The sequence below is a fragment of the Enterocloster sp. 210928-DFI.2.20 genome (assembly GCF_020554465.1).
GTDB lineage: Bacteria > Bacillota > Clostridia > Lachnospirales > Lachnospiraceae > Enterocloster > Enterocloster bolteae.
Window position 1 is genome coordinate 1 of the sequence record NZ_JAJCHK010000018.1, and the last position, 14541, is coordinate 14541.

Consider the following 14541-nt stretch of genomic DNA (forward strand, 5'->3'; position numbering starts at 1 on the left):
ATAGAATTGGGGCGGGATTTTAACAAATCCCACCCCAACTATTGACAAAGAGCCAGAAAAAAGACAACCGCCTCCTATTAGGAGGCTAGTTGTCTACAGTCTGAGAATATTTTCCTCATTCTTTTTTCCAGCCGTCCTTTCTAAATATCTTCAAAAACTCATTCAACTATTCCAATTGATTGCACCGATAATGTTTTGCAATAAAAAGATATTTTCTCTTTTATCTCATACTCTTTCTTCCCCTAATTGTTTCTATTCTTCATCTTTTACTTTCGTTTTTTTCACTTTTTATCAAGTTTCTCTGTTGCTTTTTCCGATACTTCTTCAATGATATCTGTAACATCCGCAATCGCCTTTTTTGTTTTTCCCACGCCCTGCTCAAGCCAGCCCTCAGCTTTAGTCACAGTATCTCCGGTGAGATCCCCGACAATCTTCTTAGTTTTTCCTTTCAACTGATCTGTAAGACCTTTATCCACCATATTTTATCCCCCCTTTCCTTATATTTTAACATCGTTAAACATTAATAATATCCTTTACTTCAAGCTATCACCAATGCACTCAATTGAAACAGCCAAATAGCTTCAGAAAAACTCATTATCCTGAGAGAAGCACTGTTCATTTTCAACACTAATCGCTTTTTTCTTTCACATCAGTCTGCCACATATACCTTAATACATTGTTCCCAGTAATATTCCCTACAATCTCTTTTATCTGCTCATTTAATTCATCATAATCAGTCCTCCACTTCTTCCAGGCGGACACCACCATACTCCCAAAGTTCCTTTCTTAATTCATCCATATCCAATTCTCCTTTCTGCCACTGCTCATAATAGGACAAAACATAATTAATAAATTCTGGCATCCGTTTGGTGTAGGATTTGTTCCAGTAATGGTCCATTAAAACTTTCAAAGGCAAAGTTAATAACAGAAGCATAGCAGTATTGATCGCTTCCTCCATCGCCTCTTGCCTCATGTGATCCAGTTCATCCTCAACTCTTTCATGAACCATATGATTGAGCTGTTCCCTCGTCAGATTATATGTAGCTTTCTTTTCTTTCCTCTCATTTTTCGCATTTCGCCGTCTCTCTGCACGCCCCATTTTTCCTTCTCCTAAACTGTATAAAACTATTGAGCAACGACCTAATGATTGAATCAGCCACTCCTGATGTCCCACTCTCCAAGTTGTTCATAAAACTTGTTTGGGATGATTCTGGGCTCTCCCTCTTACTACCCTCGCAATGCAAAAATTTCCCTCTTTCTCTGAATCAATCATTTCTATATCTAACGGGCTTTCCCATGAAATTATTTCTTCCTCCATATCTAAAGGCAACTTTTTGGACCACAGCCCACAGTAAACAATAGAATTAAAACTATTATCTTAAAAATGAATAGTACAATGTTCCGTATTTTGGCTTATATCTAGCAAGGACAACTTGTTTCTTTCACGGCAGAATAGTCCTATAACAAGCTCGTTGTGTTCCCGAATATGATTTTTATAGTACCAGTGAAGGAGCCCTATATACTCGTCCAGCTAACTCACTGTTCAACATGTACAGACTACGTGGATCACTTCCATACAGTTCCATTTTAGTAATCTGTTCTGACGAACTTTTTTCTTCCTCTCCCTGTTCTTTAATAAACCAATTCAAGAATTGCATAGTGCGAAAATCATTCACTTTCTGAGCCTCTAAGTAGATTTCATTAATTAATTCTGTTACATATTTTTCGTGCTCCAGACTAAATTTTAACGGATCTATCAAAGTTACAAATATTTTTTCTGATTTTCCAATCGTCCCCAATGCAACATCCATATCATTATTATGAAGATATTTATACACCAGCATAGCATGGTCCTGTTCCTCGCGCGCCTGTATTTGATACCAGTTTGCAAATCCATCCAATCCCTTCTTCGTGTAAAAATTTGCAATATCTAAATACAAATATGCAGAATAGAATTCCTGATTAATCTGATTATTAAGTAAATCTGCAATTTTTTTGTTCATCATAAATTCCTCCTAGTCTATTTATCATAAATTTGCTTATATATTAGTATTATTCCTCAACAAGAACATGTAATTTCCCCCCAACCTGCCGACACTGTTCGATTGCTTTGGTGATACCTTGAAATAAAATGATATACTCATCCGCTAACTCATGAGAATCTTCCTGATTCACAAACTCTCTTTCTGCCTGGAGCTGTAGCTCGCTTAAGAAATCGCTCAGTTTTACAACTTCCAGGTAGATATCTGAAATCTGTTTTCTTGCATTTTTTGCTCTTTTGTTTGGTTTCATTACAATTCTTCCTATTTTGTTGTCTATTAAAAAACACTTTACACTTGGCTTCTAGCTACTTCTCTACCATACTCATCATGCGCATTAATTCCAGTGCACTTCTAAAATGTACTGTAATCCCTTTTGTAAGTTTCCCTCTCACACTTCACTGCAAACTGGCATTCTGCCTGTATTTCACCCAAATCACAAGCAGTTCTTTAGCATTTGCTACCCGTTCGTAAGCAATCCCTCCTCCACCAACCTCACCATCTGCTTTCATGTTTTGCTCAGGAGGGTCTGAATAGGATTCCCTATACTGTTTCTCCATTTCCCTGCTAAAAAAACGGAGTTCTGTTGTCGCTCTCGGGGTATTCAGCCAATTGCATATTTGATCTATTTTTAATACCATATCTCCAATCCCGTTGAACGGAATATTCTCCTTGAAATTATGATTATAAATATCTCCATACACGCCATGCGCCGACACTCCATGGATGCAGAGCAGAACAATAGCCGCTCTGTCAAACTTATCTAAATCTTTCATCTTCAGCGTTTCTAATCTATCCCGCAATATTCTTTCTCCCATCCCTTCGTTCCTCTCACTTACCCGACTTAACAGTCTTCTTATCATCCCTTATAGGTTATATCTGACGCTCCAAACAGCAATCCTGTAATCTCTTTACTTAACTGTTTCTCCAACTGCTCTTTACTCGATACGGTGATCATACTCCCCATGTTTTTCACATTCTTGTGTTCCTCTCCAAAAAAGAAGACTTTTGTATGATTGGGATCTTTTGTAATGGTATTGACAAATTCGTCATATTTTTGTTCACAAAAAACATCCGCTACCACAACCAAATCGAATCCGCCTGGCATAAATTTCATTCCGCGAAAGATAACATCCACATTTTTCGTTAATGTAATCCCCAGATTACACTTTGTTTTACCCCTAAAAGCATATAAAAAATTTCTGCAATCCCATAAAAGCTTATTGCTATATGCCAATACGGCTATGTTTATCTTCACTTCACCTGTTGCCTTAAACTGCATTCTTATTTCTCCCTAAATCGCCCAGTTCCCAGCGTCTCTCTCCTTTCAGTTCTTTTGGAAGAAGAGTTCTCTTTCCCTTGCTATCAGATTGTGTTTTTACCTTTCAAATATCCCCACATCCTCTGGGGATATCGCATAAATATGTTCGGATATCTTTAAGATATTTCCATTTTGGCTGTATATCGCCCCTGATAGAAAATCCACAATCCTCTCCTCATTTTTTCCTTCTGCCTGCTCCAAGGATAGAATCACTGCATCTCCATCTAAAAATCGTTCGCATATCTCCTGGACATCATCCATCGTCCTCGGCTTATAGGTTACTATATTCAGCAGGAAATTGCCTTCGTTCTCTTCCATTCTATTTCCAAAAAGTCCCGCTCTCTCTTCCCTGTCATCGGCATCCTCATAATGCCACAGGTTCAAACGATCCATTATCTCGCTCAGCATGTTTTCAGACACCACCTTATATGCCCCCACTTCTCTATCCCATCATGCGATTCCAGCTAAGACAGAGAAACATTTTTATAAAGGAGGGAGTTCCCTGCATTTGATGCTGAGATTCCCTCCCCCTTGATTTCTTAAATCATTCCTAACTCTGCGCACTTTATTTTGCAGATAACGCCGCCATTGTTATGTAGTTATAAGGCTGATTAAAATGAGGAAGGAAAAAGAGATCTAAAAGCTTTAGCTGATCAATCGTCACTTCCTGTTCAATCGCCAGAGAAAACATGTGGATCCCCATTGATATGTCCTCGGTTGATGCCATCTGGGCCCCGACAATCCGGCGTGAGTTCCTTTCATATACAATCCGAACTTTTACCTTCGCATTCTTCTTCATGAACCCCGGTCTTTGCAAATCTTCAAAATCCGTATAGGTAACATCCAACCCGCTTTTTTGTGCGGCCTTTACACTCAATCCAGTAGAAACCATATGATAACCAAATACGGAAATTCCATTGGAGCCCTGAACCCCAGTCTCCTCCAATGCGGTTCCCCCCACATTATGACCCGCTACAATCCCGGAACGTACCGCATTCGTTGCCAATGCAATGTAGGTTTTTCTCTTCAATGCATTGGAATAAATTGCAGCGCAGTCCCCTACTGCATATACATCCGGATCACTCGTCCGTTGATGACGATCCACACAGTATGCTCCATTTTTGAATAACTTCAGATGTTCCATTCCTAGCACGGTATTCGGTCTGAAACCAATCGCGCTGATCACCAAATCCGTTTTATATTCTCCATGGTCCGTTACAATCCGTTCCACCGAGGTTGTTCCCAAAAACGCAAGGACCTGTTCTTTGAAATGCGTCTCAATTCCTTTTTCTTCTAAAAGGCGGTCCATATCTTTTGTGAACCATTCATCATAGTAGCTCGCTAAAGAGGTGTCTGCAATGTCAAACAGCTTAACCTTTTTTCCTCTTCGGATTGCCGCTTCTGCAATCTCAACGCCAATATACCCCGCTCCTATCACGGCTACATGTTGCACATCCATGCGGCCAATTAAGTGGTCTACATTCTGACCGTCCTGAAACAGCTTCAAAAAGCTGATATGTTCCAGATTCTGACCTGGCAAATCCGGAGCAATAGGAAGGGAGCCCGTTGCCAGAATCAACTTATCATAAGACTCCTCAAATGTTCTTCCATCCGTCTTTTCACAGAAAACAACCTTTCTTTCAAAGTCAATCTTCCTTACCGTTGTCTCCATATGGACGGAAGCTCCCTTTTTTTCAAAATCTTCTTTTTTTGTGTAAAATAAATCCTGATAGGAGTCGATCTGCCGGCCAACCCAAAGGGCTGTCCCACACCCCAAGTAACTGATATTGGTATTCTGGTCAATCATAACGACCCGATGATCCGGATAATGGTCCAAAAGTGTATTAGCTGCTGCAATTCCTCCATGATTGGCTCCTACAATCACTGTCTTCATCAAAGGTTCCTCCCGTTCTCTAATCAAACGAAGTCCTGGCTCCGCTTGTGTGGCTTCCATCCTGTTACCTGCTGTTCACTGCCCGTTTCAAAGTTGACCCCGCTTTAAACACAGGGATTTTTCTGGCCTTTACTTCCATTTCTTCTCCTGTTTTCGGATTCCGCGCCATTCTGGCCTTCCGGTCTGCCACAGAAAACACACCAAATCCAATCAACGAGACATTTCCTCCGGAAGATAATTCGCTATGTATGACATCCATCAGTCCATTCAAGGCTTTTTCACTCTGTTTCATTGTCAGACCACTTCCTGATGACATGCGATCCACCAATTGTCTTTTGTTCATTTTGTGACATACTCCTTTCTCACCACCGCCATAATCGCTTTCGTTGCAGCCAATCCATCTCTCGTTCCAAATACCATTCCAGTTTTGCTTTGTTAGCTACAGAGATTACCTTTTTCTCGTATCCTTTAAGGACTTCCCCTGTCCCCATAAAGAACACCTTCGCACGACTTCTGCGCCCTTCCAACTGCTCGATAAACATCTGATACTGATACAGATTCAGTGGCGCTGCTACGATAATAAAGTCAGGCTTTCTGTTAAAAGGCCTGATGCTTTGAAGAAGGGCTCCTTTGCTGGTTGTTAGGACCACCTCTATCTTGTAATGATTGCGCTCCGCGAAATCACACAACTTATCTCTGTAATACCAAAGGGTATCCGTATCCCCCGATAATACGGCGATATAAATACAGCTTCTTTTTAACCATGGAAACACGTTTCTCCCCCCGCACTTCTCTACTCTACCAATTACAGAACCAACCTTGTTTCTCACTCATCTCCTATTTCTTATGAAAAGCATAGGGGATGCCACTGATAGCAGCACCCCCAGCTAAAATCTTACATCTGAATCGGATGGTTTTTAATGGTTTTTCCCATCCCAGACTCCATTCTGATCAACAAAGTAATTGTCTGGTGTCATCTCGTTCTGATACATAGAGCCGTAAGGCCTTCTATTATGATTGTCATAATACCAGTAACCATTCTCTCTCTGGAAATAGGTCTGTTCTGGAACCAGAGGCGCTTCCGTGAAGTAGTAGTACTTTCCTGACAGGGAAACCCAGCCATCAAGCATAGCTCCGGTCTTTTCATCCAGGTAATACCACTTTCCATCCATTGGCTCATGGTACCAGCCCTTATGAAGAATACCAAGATTTCCGTCTGATACGGCATGGGTATGATACCACTTTCCATTCTGGCTCTTGATCCAGCCAAACTCCATAATTCCATTGGCATCAAACTTAAACCAGCTGAATCGTCCTTCCTCATCCTTTGCATATGGATTTCCAATGAACATCCAGCCATCTTTCGCCATGACACCGGAGGACGTTGTATAGGTCCATTTATGGTTCTCTGCATCCACCAGCGTCCATGTTCCTCGAAGCGAGCCAGTCGTCACGCTCATGTCAGGGTTCGCATAAATTCTGTCATTGCTCACATTGCTACCCCTGGAACCAGAGCCTCCACCAGAGCCTCCACTCGAATGTCCACCGCTCGAACCACCTGAACTACCTGAACTACCTGAACCACCCGAACCAGACGTTACCGGTTTTACCGTTACCGGAACCTTTACTTTGTCCTCGGAACCATCCGGATACTTCACAACAATAATAGCAGTATAATCCTTTGTTTTGTCAACATTGTCAGGAGTTTCATCACGGTATTCTGTTCCGTTGGGAAGTTCATCTTTATTTTTAATCGCATCTTCCGGCTCAAACGTTCCCCCTTTATCTATCACGATAGGATTTGGCTTTGGATCATACTTGTCGGCATCTGTCTTTTCTGACCCGCCTGGGCGTACCGTAACCGGAACCTTTACCTTATCCTTGGAACCATCCGGATACGTCACAACAATGATAGCTGTATAATCTTTTGATGTATCTACCTTGTCAGGGGTCTCATCGCTGTACTCTGTACCTTCTGGAAGTTCATCCTTGTTTTTAATCCCCTCTTCCGGTTCAAATGTTTCTCCCTGGTCGATAACAATCGGATTTGGCTTGGGTTTATACTTGCTGGCATCTGTCTTTTCTGCCTCACTATCTGTCGCCTTATCCGGTTCGCTAGGAGTAGCTTTACCAGGTTCACTCGGTGTTGCTGTGTCTGTGTCTGCATCTTTCAAAACGCGTATAGGTACGGTTAGTTCTTTTGTAGAGCCGTCTGGATACTCAATTTCAATTCTTCCTTTATATTTACCAGGTCTATCCAGGTTTACCCCATCTTCTCCATACTCTGTAATGTCAGTTACAATCGTACCTTCTGGCAGTTCATCTTCCAGATTTACCACATTATCCGTCAAATCAGCTAGTTCACCTGCGTAGATGATTTCTGGTACAACTTCGGGATCGTATTTTTTCGCATCCGGTGTTCTTTTCTTAACTTTCACCTTAACTTTTACGGTCTCGCTGGAGCCATCCGGATAAATTACTTTTATAGTTCCTGTGTAATTTCCAGGAGTATCCGGATCAATCTCTCCTTCTGGTGTTACATCTTCTACCGTGGTTCCTGTAGGAAGGCTGCCCATATTTTTTACATTGTCCGTTAAGTCGTAGGTCTGCCCTTCCTCAATTAACTCACGTTCTGTCACCGGTCTGTAACGTTCCGCATCAGTCTTATCAACGACTTTCACTGGTACTTCTACAATATCCTTGCTTCCATCAGGATAGGTGATTTCTACCTTTCCTGTATAATCCCCCGGAACAGACGTATCAATAGGCGTATCTGTTACATCCTTTACTGTTGTTCCAGTTGGCAGTTCATCCAGGTTGGTCACATTATCTGTGAGATCAATATCGCTTCCTGTCTTGACTGTCTCATCTTCTACTTCCGGTTCATATTTATCGGAAGCACTTCCATAATTCACCGTTACTTCCGCTTCATCAACACTTCCATCCACATAGGTTACTTTTACTTTTACCTTCTGGCCTTTACCTGTTTCCGGAATGGTTCCCACTACTTCTTTTGATCTCACTTTATTATCAGGAGCCGTTGTGGTTACCTTTTCTATAATTTCATCTTTTGTGGCTTTGTCACCATATTCCTTATTCAGAACGCCTCCGGACACATCATAGGTTTCAGCATCATTTTTGCTATCTTTGATCTGAACCGTCACTTCTACCTCGTCCTTTGTCTGATCCGGATATGTAACGATAATCCTACCCGTTTGCGTTCCCGGATTTGATGTATCAACTGGCTGCTTCCATTCATAGGTGGTTCCGGTCGGAAGATCGTTCTTATTCTTAATTCCTTCAGACGCCTCCGGTGTGTCTCCCTTTCCAACCGACACATCTTGACCTACAGCGGTATACTTCTCAGTTGCAGTTTCATAATTTACCGTTACTTCTGCTTCGTCAATGCTACCGTCCGCATAGGTTACCTTTACCTTTACCTTCTGGCCCTTGCCTTCTGTCGGAATATCTCCCACTACTTCCTTGCTTTTCACTTTATCATCAGGAGCTGTTGTGGTTACCTTTCCTATGATTTCAGCCGCAGTAGCAGTTTCTCCATACTTCTTATTCAGAACATCTCCGGTCGCATCATAGGTTTGGGCATCTGTTTTTGTATCCTTAATCTGGACATTTACCTCTACCTCGTCCTTTGTCTGATCCGGATATGTAACGATAATCGTACCCGGCTGCGTTCCCGGATTTGTTGTATCAACTGGCTGCTTCCATTCATAGGTGGTTCCGGTCGGAAGATCGTTCTTGTTCTTAATTCCTTCGGACGCCTCCGGTGTCTCTCCCTTTCCAACCGACACATCTTGGCCTACAGCGGTATACTTCTCAGTTGCAGTGCCGTAATTCACCGTCACATCCACTTCATCAAAACTATCATCCGCATAGGTTACCTTTACTTTTACCTTCTGGCCCTTGCCTTCTGTCGGAATATCTCCCACTACTTCCTTGCTTTTCACTTTATCATCAGGAGCTGTTGTGGTTACCTTTCCTATGATTTCAGACGCAGTAGCGGTTTCTCCGTATTCCTTATCCAGTACGCCTCCGGTTGCTTCATATTTCTCAGCATCCCCTTGTTTAAACTCAAACGGCGTTCCCATCGCAGGATTCATACCATTCGGGCTGTATGCTACCAGAACCACTTTCGTTCCTTCTGGAACCGTATTGGCTGGAACGCTCATGGTGAATTCGCCATTAACAAGATTGTCAAACGGAATCTTTGCTGTGCCGTATTCATCCTGCGTATAGCTCTTTGATGCATCATCATATCCCTGAAGCTTCACAATCGCATCACCGGCATCTTGACTTGTAATATTAATCAACTTTGTTTCATCTGCCGGATCTTTTTGCAATGGTTTTGGAACAGTACCAGTGATTGTGACAGCTTTTGTCGGGTCAAAAGAGGTTATATTAGTAGTCGGAATAGAAACCAGATAATCCTTGGCATCACTAGGGTTTGTCTTATCCTCCATAAATTCTTTGCCATCTGGGACACCATCTCCATCCGTATCCACCTTTCGAGTATCGGTTCCTATCTGCCACTCAACAAAATCAAACAATCCATCCTTGTCCGTATCGTTTGTATCCAAATAGGCATTCGTATAGGAATCTTGCAATTGCTGCGGAGTTGCTCCTCCATCCCTGGCATTCAGATAATCTGCCTCCATCCAATGTTCAAACAGCACTCGGGCATTTTTAGCAGTAACATAATCATTCATCTCTCTTGCAAACTGATCTAACGTCACATCATCCCGCAGTTTGTAGGAAATAGTATAATTTCTGCTCTGCCCCAATGTTCCCCAAAAGATTTCATTCGTATTCGATCTTGCCGCACTCAATTGTGTACTGGTATCATTTCCCACAATGCTTAATTCCGGAACCTCGCTGGTATCAATATTTCCCGCATCATCAATGGTTACCCTGAATATCTTTCGGTTTTTCTGAGCTTCCCCTTGATAATCGGAACAGTAGATATAAACCTCATCTCTGTCAATATACTGTAACAGTTCTACCGGTATGCGTTCCTTTACATAAACAACCCAGTTGTAATCTGTCTGAAGGTAATTCTCAATCGGCTTAAATGTATGAATCGATTTCAAGGACATCGTTTTTGCATCAAACACCACTCTTTGAGTCACTCGTCCATTGGTAAAATCAGTCTGCTTTTCATTTTTCACATTCGGATTATTCTGTAGGATAAATCCATTGCTAACACTTTCTTCCGCAATCGCTCCATTGCTTTTAATCCACAAGCTATTAAATGATATTTCTTTATCGGCCAACCCAAGTTTTTCTAAAGTCTGTCCATTCTTTAACATAATTTTTATATCGTGATTTGTGTTAACCCCAATCAGACCTGTTTTAAGGTTTCCTACAGCCGGAATCATCCAAAGGGCTCCGTCATCAACCTTTTCCATACTGGTATCATCAACCGTCACACGGTCAATTTGTTTGTAAAACATATCATTAGAAAAACTCAGAATATACTTTCCTGCAAATTGATTGGAGGCATCTGTCGCAAATTCTGACGCTCCGTTTGTCACAATCCACTTATTATGTACTAAACGAATCGTTCCATCTGCATCCACTTTATCAAAAGCAGTTGTCGCATATCGAAGATTTGATTCCTCAATTCCATTTGCCGTGAAATGGCTGGTTGTGTCCATCCCCTTGTCTCCGATGCTGACACCATTACTTCTGTATGGCACAGCAGCGTAAGACGGCAATCCCATAGAGGGCACCATTACCGCAAGACTTAATGCAAATGCACATGCCTGCCGCCCTGTCTTTTTTAATTTTCGTCTTTTTTGTTCCAGACTGTTCTTCATACTTTTTATATCCTCTTTCTTTATTTTAAATGACTGTTTATTATGGGCCTTTTTCTACCCCCCCCCCCCTAAAAATTTTACATGGAGTTCTTTCTATCGCATGCCTTTTCTTTTGCATCATCTATCATCTCCTTCCTTTTTATTTTTCCATGGTTTATCACATCCTGTAGAGTGGCCTGTCCAAAATAACCTTCCAATGTCTCTTGTACTTCTGCATAATAAACATGCATGGGACACGTTTCATATCGTTCACAACACCCTTCCGCTTCCAAACAGCGATTGATTTTCATCGTCTTTTCAAACAGCAGGATAATATCAAGCAATACAATTTCTTCTGGCTTATTCGCCAGCCAGTATCCGCCCGTCCCACCCTTTAAACTGGAAACGAATCCAGCATCGCGCAAAACACGTAATACTTTTTGGACAAATATATTGTTAATCCCCACCGCTTTTCCTATTTCCGGTGAACTGGACACTCCCTCTTTGCCCGCCAGATATAACAGGCAACGCAATGCATAGTCTGTTGTCATTGTTAACTGCATGTAGAACTCCTTCTCACCTCCTCCCATGTACCCTTGCAATGTGAATCCATACCATACTTTTTTAGTATGCGACATAACAATACCTGTTATGTCAGATTCTTTTCTTTACAGGTGCATTATAACGATATTCGCAAAAAAATGATTGTAAATTCATTGCCTTTTTATGTATGTTTCCATATTTTTATTTTTCCTTAACTTGATTTTAGCGAGGGGCCTATGCTAAACTCGAACCACTTCCTACCATATGCTTAGATTTGGTAATCATTTGAAAACGATTTGTAGACCCTTGCAAACCATACATCCATTTCAAACAAACGATATCCATATCAGGGAGTTTTTTATGAAGAACAAATTACTCAAACTAATAAAGTCGATTCATGTTATATCGCATCTGCCCATCTATGTGTTCAATCAGGATTTTCATTTGGAGCATCTGTTTGTGGCCGACCGGGTTCAGGTGCTTCCTTATGATTTTACTCAATATTATGGTTCCGACTCCTCCTCTACGTTTCTCTTTTCAGGGATACTGGATGAGGCTTTTATTACGTATTCCCATTCGGATACCATTCTTATCATTGGACCTTTTACCACCTCTCGCCTTACGGATACAGTGATTCAAAACCGGGTTTATGGCTATACGCAAGACCCAAACCTGCAGGTGTTTCTTTCTCAGTATTTGGAACTTTTACCTTACTTTTCTCTTGGAGATGTTAGGGATTTTCTGATTCATTTGAATTTTTTATTTAGTGGCAGTTCAGAGTGTCCTTATTCGGACGATCTGCATCTACAGGTCCGCAAAAATAAGTTTTTACTAACACAGGAAAAACTAAAAGAACATGATTGGAGGGCATTCCAGCCAGACTACTATACCTATCGGTATGAAGAACAGATTCTTGCTCTCGTTCAAAGCGGCGATACACAACAGCTTCGCGAGAGCCTGGCAGAGTTGAGCAACAGTGTGATTCCAGACAATGCCCAGTCCCCTCTTCGCTCTAAAAAAAACTATACCATCATTATTTTGGAGAAATTATCCTCCTTAGCCATCCAATCCGGATATGATATTTCCGATTCCTATCGTTTAAGAAATTTCTACATACGCCTGATAGAAGAAAAGGAAAAATTAATGGATGTTTTATATGTTCGGGATTGTGCGATTATCCATTTCACGGAACTGATGCATCATTTTGTTAACAAGGATTTCTCTCCTTTGGTCAAATCAGTCATGCAGCATATTGGGTTAAATCTTTATACCGTTTTAAAGGTAAATGACATCAGTAAATCTTTCTTTGTTTCAGAAGCGACTTTAAGTTCCCGATTCAAAAAAGAAACCGGGCTCAGTGTGATGGCATATATCCATAAGCGGAAGGTCTCAGAAGCAAAACTGCTGCTTCGCGCTGGGCTTTCTCCCAGCGAAGTCGCAACCACTCTGTGCTACTATGATTACGCCCATTTTTCTCATACCTTTAAAAAGATAACTGGCGTCACACCAAAAGCCTTCCAGCTCCACCCAAAAGTGCTTTATCCTAATTTTTTACCACCACATCAGCAGACATTGGAAGATAATGAAACACCTCTCATTTAAAGCGGGAATCTTATGTAATCAATCTTTTTTCATAACAAAAACGTTCGACAGCCAATTGAAAAAGCGCTATGCCACTCCTCATAGAGGGGAGACATACCGCTTTTTCAATTATATGTCTCTTTTCCAATCGCCGTCTTTGAATCCGGAGTGGCACAATGTCTTAAAAATCAGATTTGTGCACCTGGTATACCTGAATGCCTTTTTCTCTTATGGCGTTCAGGGCGTCATCGAATGCCTTCTCATCCGTGTCATTGAATATCTCTGTGGTCATTCCTAACTCTGCGCTGATACCAGAGCATCCCACAAACGCTTTCTTTGCATATACATGCTGCAAATTTCTCAGAGTAAAGTCCCCCACCATGGCATCCTTGGTATGGCGCAATTTTCCTCCCGTAAGTACCACATTAACACCCGGACAATATTCCCGCCCTATAGCCTTGCCATTATTGGTAATAACCGTCACCTGGAGTGCATTGCTGCTGGTGTTGATAAATATTGTATCATTTTCTGACACAAAGGCTGCCGCATACCTAGCGATAATCTTGCGGTACAGCTGCACCTCGTCCTTCATATTCTTAGGGGCCATAGTTGACACAACCCCTCCATAATTACGAACAAGGAGCTTCTATTCCTCCAGATACTGAAGATCTCTCCTAATTGTAATCAAGGACACCCCCAGTATTTGCGGAAGTTCATCTACCCGAACTTCCGGTTTCTCCTCCATTATCTCCACAATCCGGTTTCTGTGACTTTCCACAAAAGCTCTTTCTCTTTTCATATGTCACACCTCGCATTTAGGAATATATCACTTTGCGGAGCAATTACTGTTTTGCCTCAAGATCAGCGCCTGCTATTTATTTTTTCCCTCATCCTGTTTTTGCACAAACACTATTTTAATGGTTACTTCCCAGTCACCTCTGAATATGCTGCGTTTTTAAATGGTCTTATTCTTTTTTCTGTTTAATAATCTATCTCGCAATGGGATGTTCCCTTCATGCGTCATTGTGGCATATACCATAAGACACCAAGGAGACAGATTTTCCCCTTGGTGTAATCCCATCATTTCAAAATGGTGTATAGTAAGCTGCTCTTCCCTCCCTTTCTCCGAAAACGCTGTTCTGTTTTAATGAATCCGGCCTTTTCTAAATCTGCAACCGCCCGCTGAATCGTTCTCCTCGAAAGGTTCAGTTCTTCTGCGATGGTGCTCATGGCCGGATAACACTGGCTCTTTTTATCTGCCCGCTCTTTTAAATACATATACACCGAAATCGCACGGTGTGGTAATTCCTCCGAATAGACAGAATCATAATATCCCATATACCTCCCCCC

Annotated in this window: 16 protein-coding genes; 1 reads left to right on the forward strand and 15 read right to left on the reverse strand. The window is 41.6% G+C overall.

Annotation, left to right across the window (positions count from 1 at the left end; all coding sequences use genetic code 11):
* Positions 1–281: 281 nt before the first annotated feature.
* The 12 genes from LI015_RS16290 to LI015_RS16345 all read right to left on the reverse strand — a co-directional run bounded on the left by LI015_RS16290 (position 282) and on the right by LI015_RS16345 (position 11630).
* The gene (locus LI015_RS16290; protein ID WP_002565970.1) at positions 282–479 is read right to left on the reverse strand and encodes a CsbD family protein; all 198 of its coding nucleotides are present in this window, start codon (positions 477–479) and stop codon (positions 282–284) included.
* 254 nt (positions 480–733) lie between these two features.
* Complete coding sequence (locus LI015_RS16295) at positions 734–1099, reverse strand: hypothetical protein (RefSeq protein WP_002565968.1); 366 nt, start codon at positions 1097–1099, stop codon at positions 734–736.
* A 394-nt stretch (positions 1100–1493) separates the two neighbouring features.
* Positions 1494–2006 (reverse strand): ferritin, encoded by a 513-nt coding sequence (locus LI015_RS16300; RefSeq protein WP_002565967.1) that lies wholly within the window; start codon positions 2004–2006, stop codon positions 1494–1496.
* Positions 2007–2052: 46 nt separating this feature from the next.
* Positions 2053–2292: a hypothetical protein gene (locus LI015_RS16305; RefSeq protein WP_002565966.1), complete on the reverse strand. Its 240-nt coding sequence runs from the start codon at positions 2290–2292 to the stop codon at positions 2053–2055.
* Between the two features lie 145 nt (positions 2293–2437).
* Positions 2438–2857 carry a hypothetical protein gene (locus LI015_RS16310; protein WP_002565965.1) on the reverse strand — a complete coding sequence of 140 codons (420 nt, stop codon included), beginning with the start codon at positions 2855–2857 and terminating at the stop codon, positions 2438–2440.
* A gap of 41 nt (positions 2858–2898) precedes the next feature.
* Complete coding sequence (locus LI015_RS16315) at positions 2899–3321, reverse strand: hypothetical protein (protein WP_002565964.1); 423 nt, start codon at positions 3319–3321, stop codon at positions 2899–2901.
* 96 nt (positions 3322–3417) lie between these two features.
* Entirely contained in the window at positions 3418–3768 is a 351-nt protein-coding gene (locus LI015_RS16320) for a cell division protein SepF (RefSeq protein WP_002565963.1), read from the reverse strand.
* Between the two features lie 157 nt (positions 3769–3925).
* The gene (nox, locus tag LI015_RS16325) at positions 3926–5254 is read right to left on the reverse strand and encodes a H2O-forming NADH oxidase (protein WP_080548738.1); all 1329 of its coding nucleotides are present in this window, start codon (positions 5252–5254) and stop codon (positions 3926–3928) included.
* Between the two features lie 64 nt (positions 5255–5318).
* Complete coding sequence (locus tag LI015_RS16330) at positions 5319–5597, reverse strand: HU family DNA-binding protein (RefSeq protein ID WP_002565961.1); 279 nt, start codon at positions 5595–5597, stop codon at positions 5319–5321.
* A gap of 19 nt (positions 5598–5616) precedes the next feature.
* Complete coding sequence (locus LI015_RS16335; protein ID WP_002565960.1) at positions 5617–6084, reverse strand: hypothetical protein; 468 nt, start codon at positions 6082–6084, stop codon at positions 5617–5619.
* Positions 6085–6171: 87 nt separating this feature from the next.
* Positions 6172–11088 carry a Rib/alpha-like domain-containing protein gene (locus LI015_RS16340; protein WP_227125660.1) on the reverse strand — a complete coding sequence of 1639 codons (4917 nt, stop codon included), beginning with the start codon at positions 11086–11088 and terminating at the stop codon, positions 6172–6174.
* 77 nt (positions 11089–11165) lie between these two features.
* Positions 11166–11630 carry an RrF2 family transcriptional regulator gene (locus tag LI015_RS16345; protein ID WP_117451814.1) on the reverse strand — a complete coding sequence of 155 codons (465 nt, stop codon included), beginning with the start codon at positions 11628–11630 and terminating at the stop codon, positions 11166–11168.
* A 340-nt stretch (positions 11631–11970) separates the two neighbouring features.
* On the opposite strand from LI015_RS16345, the gene LI015_RS16350 reads away from it, so the two are divergent.
* Positions 11971–13212: a YSIRK-targeted surface antigen transcriptional regulator gene (locus LI015_RS16350; protein WP_227125662.1), complete on the forward strand. Its 1242-nt coding sequence runs from the start codon at positions 11971–11973 to the stop codon at positions 13210–13212.
* 160 nt (positions 13213–13372) lie between these two features.
* Here LI015_RS16350 and LI015_RS16355 read toward each other — a convergent pair whose 3' ends face one another.
* The 3 genes from LI015_RS16355 to LI015_RS16365 form a co-directional block, all read right to left on the reverse strand.
* Positions 13373–13798, reverse strand: coding sequence for a hypothetical protein (locus LI015_RS16355; RefSeq protein ID WP_227125664.1), 426 nt, complete (start codon positions 13796–13798; stop codon positions 13373–13375).
* Positions 13799–13837: 39 nt separating this feature from the next.
* Positions 13838–13990 (reverse strand): DeoR family transcriptional regulator, encoded by a 153-nt coding sequence (locus LI015_RS16360; RefSeq protein ID WP_227125666.1) that lies wholly within the window; start codon positions 13988–13990, stop codon positions 13838–13840.
* A gap of 281 nt (positions 13991–14271) precedes the next feature.
* On the reverse strand, positions 14272–14529 hold the full coding sequence (locus LI015_RS16365) for a helix-turn-helix domain-containing protein (protein WP_002571396.1): 258 nt from the start codon (positions 14527–14529) through the stop codon (positions 14272–14274).
* Between the last annotated feature and the right edge of the window lie 12 nt (positions 14530–14541).

What these genes read in the sequence shown, in the direction of transcription:
- LI015_RS16310 (WP_002565965.1), bottom strand. Translation starts at nt 2,857, where the DNA reads ATGGGAGAAAGAATATTGCGGGATAGATTAGAAACGCTGAAGATGAAA.
- LI015_RS16330 (WP_002565961.1), bottom strand. Translation starts at nt 5,597, where the DNA reads ATGAACAAAAGACAATTGGTGGATCGCATGTCATCAGGAAGTGGTCTG.
- LI015_RS16355 (WP_227125664.1), bottom strand. Translation starts at nt 13,798, where the DNA reads ATGGCCCCTAAGAATATGAAGGACGAGGTGCAGCTGTACCGCAAGATT.
- LI015_RS16340 (WP_227125660.1), bottom strand. Translation starts at nt 11,088, where the DNA reads ATGAAGAACAGTCTGGAACAAAAAAGACGAAAATTAAAAAAGACAGGG.
- LI015_RS16305 (WP_002565966.1), bottom strand. Translation starts at nt 2,292, where the DNA reads ATGAAACCAAACAAAAGAGCAAAAAATGCAAGAAAACAGATTTCAGAT.
- LI015_RS16300 (WP_002565967.1), bottom strand. Translation starts at nt 2,006, where the DNA reads ATGATGAACAAAAAAATTGCAGATTTACTTAATAATCAGATTAATCAG.
- LI015_RS16315 (WP_002565964.1), bottom strand. Translation starts at nt 3,321, where the DNA reads ATGCAGTTTAAGGCAACAGGTGAAGTGAAGATAAACATAGCCGTATTG.
- LI015_RS16290 (WP_002565970.1), bottom strand. Translation starts at nt 479, where the DNA reads ATGGTGGATAAAGGTCTTACAGATCAGTTGAAAGGAAAAACTAAGAAG.
- LI015_RS16320 (WP_002565963.1), bottom strand. Translation starts at nt 3,768, where the DNA reads ATGCTGAGCGAGATAATGGATCGTTTGAACCTGTGGCATTATGAGGAT.
- LI015_RS16295 (WP_002565968.1), bottom strand. Translation starts at nt 1,099, where the DNA reads ATGGGGCGTGCAGAGAGACGGCGAAATGCGAAAAATGAGAGGAAAGAA.
- LI015_RS16345 (WP_117451814.1), bottom strand. Translation starts at nt 11,630, where the DNA reads ATGCAGTTAACAATGACAACAGACTATGCATTGCGTTGCCTGTTATAT.
- nox (WP_080548738.1), bottom strand. Translation starts at nt 5,254, where the DNA reads ATGAAGACAGTGATTGTAGGAGCCAATCATGGAGGAATTGCAGCAGCT.
- LI015_RS16360 (WP_227125666.1), bottom strand. Translation starts at nt 13,990, where the DNA reads ATGAAAAGAGAAAGAGCTTTTGTGGAAAGTCACAGAAACCGGATTGTG.
- LI015_RS16365 (WP_002571396.1), bottom strand. Translation starts at nt 14,529, where the DNA reads ATGGGATATTATGATTCTGTCTATTCGGAGGAATTACCACACCGTGCG.
- LI015_RS16350 (WP_227125662.1), top strand. Translation starts at nt 11,971, where the DNA reads ATGAAGAACAAATTACTCAAACTAATAAAGTCGATTCATGTTATATCG.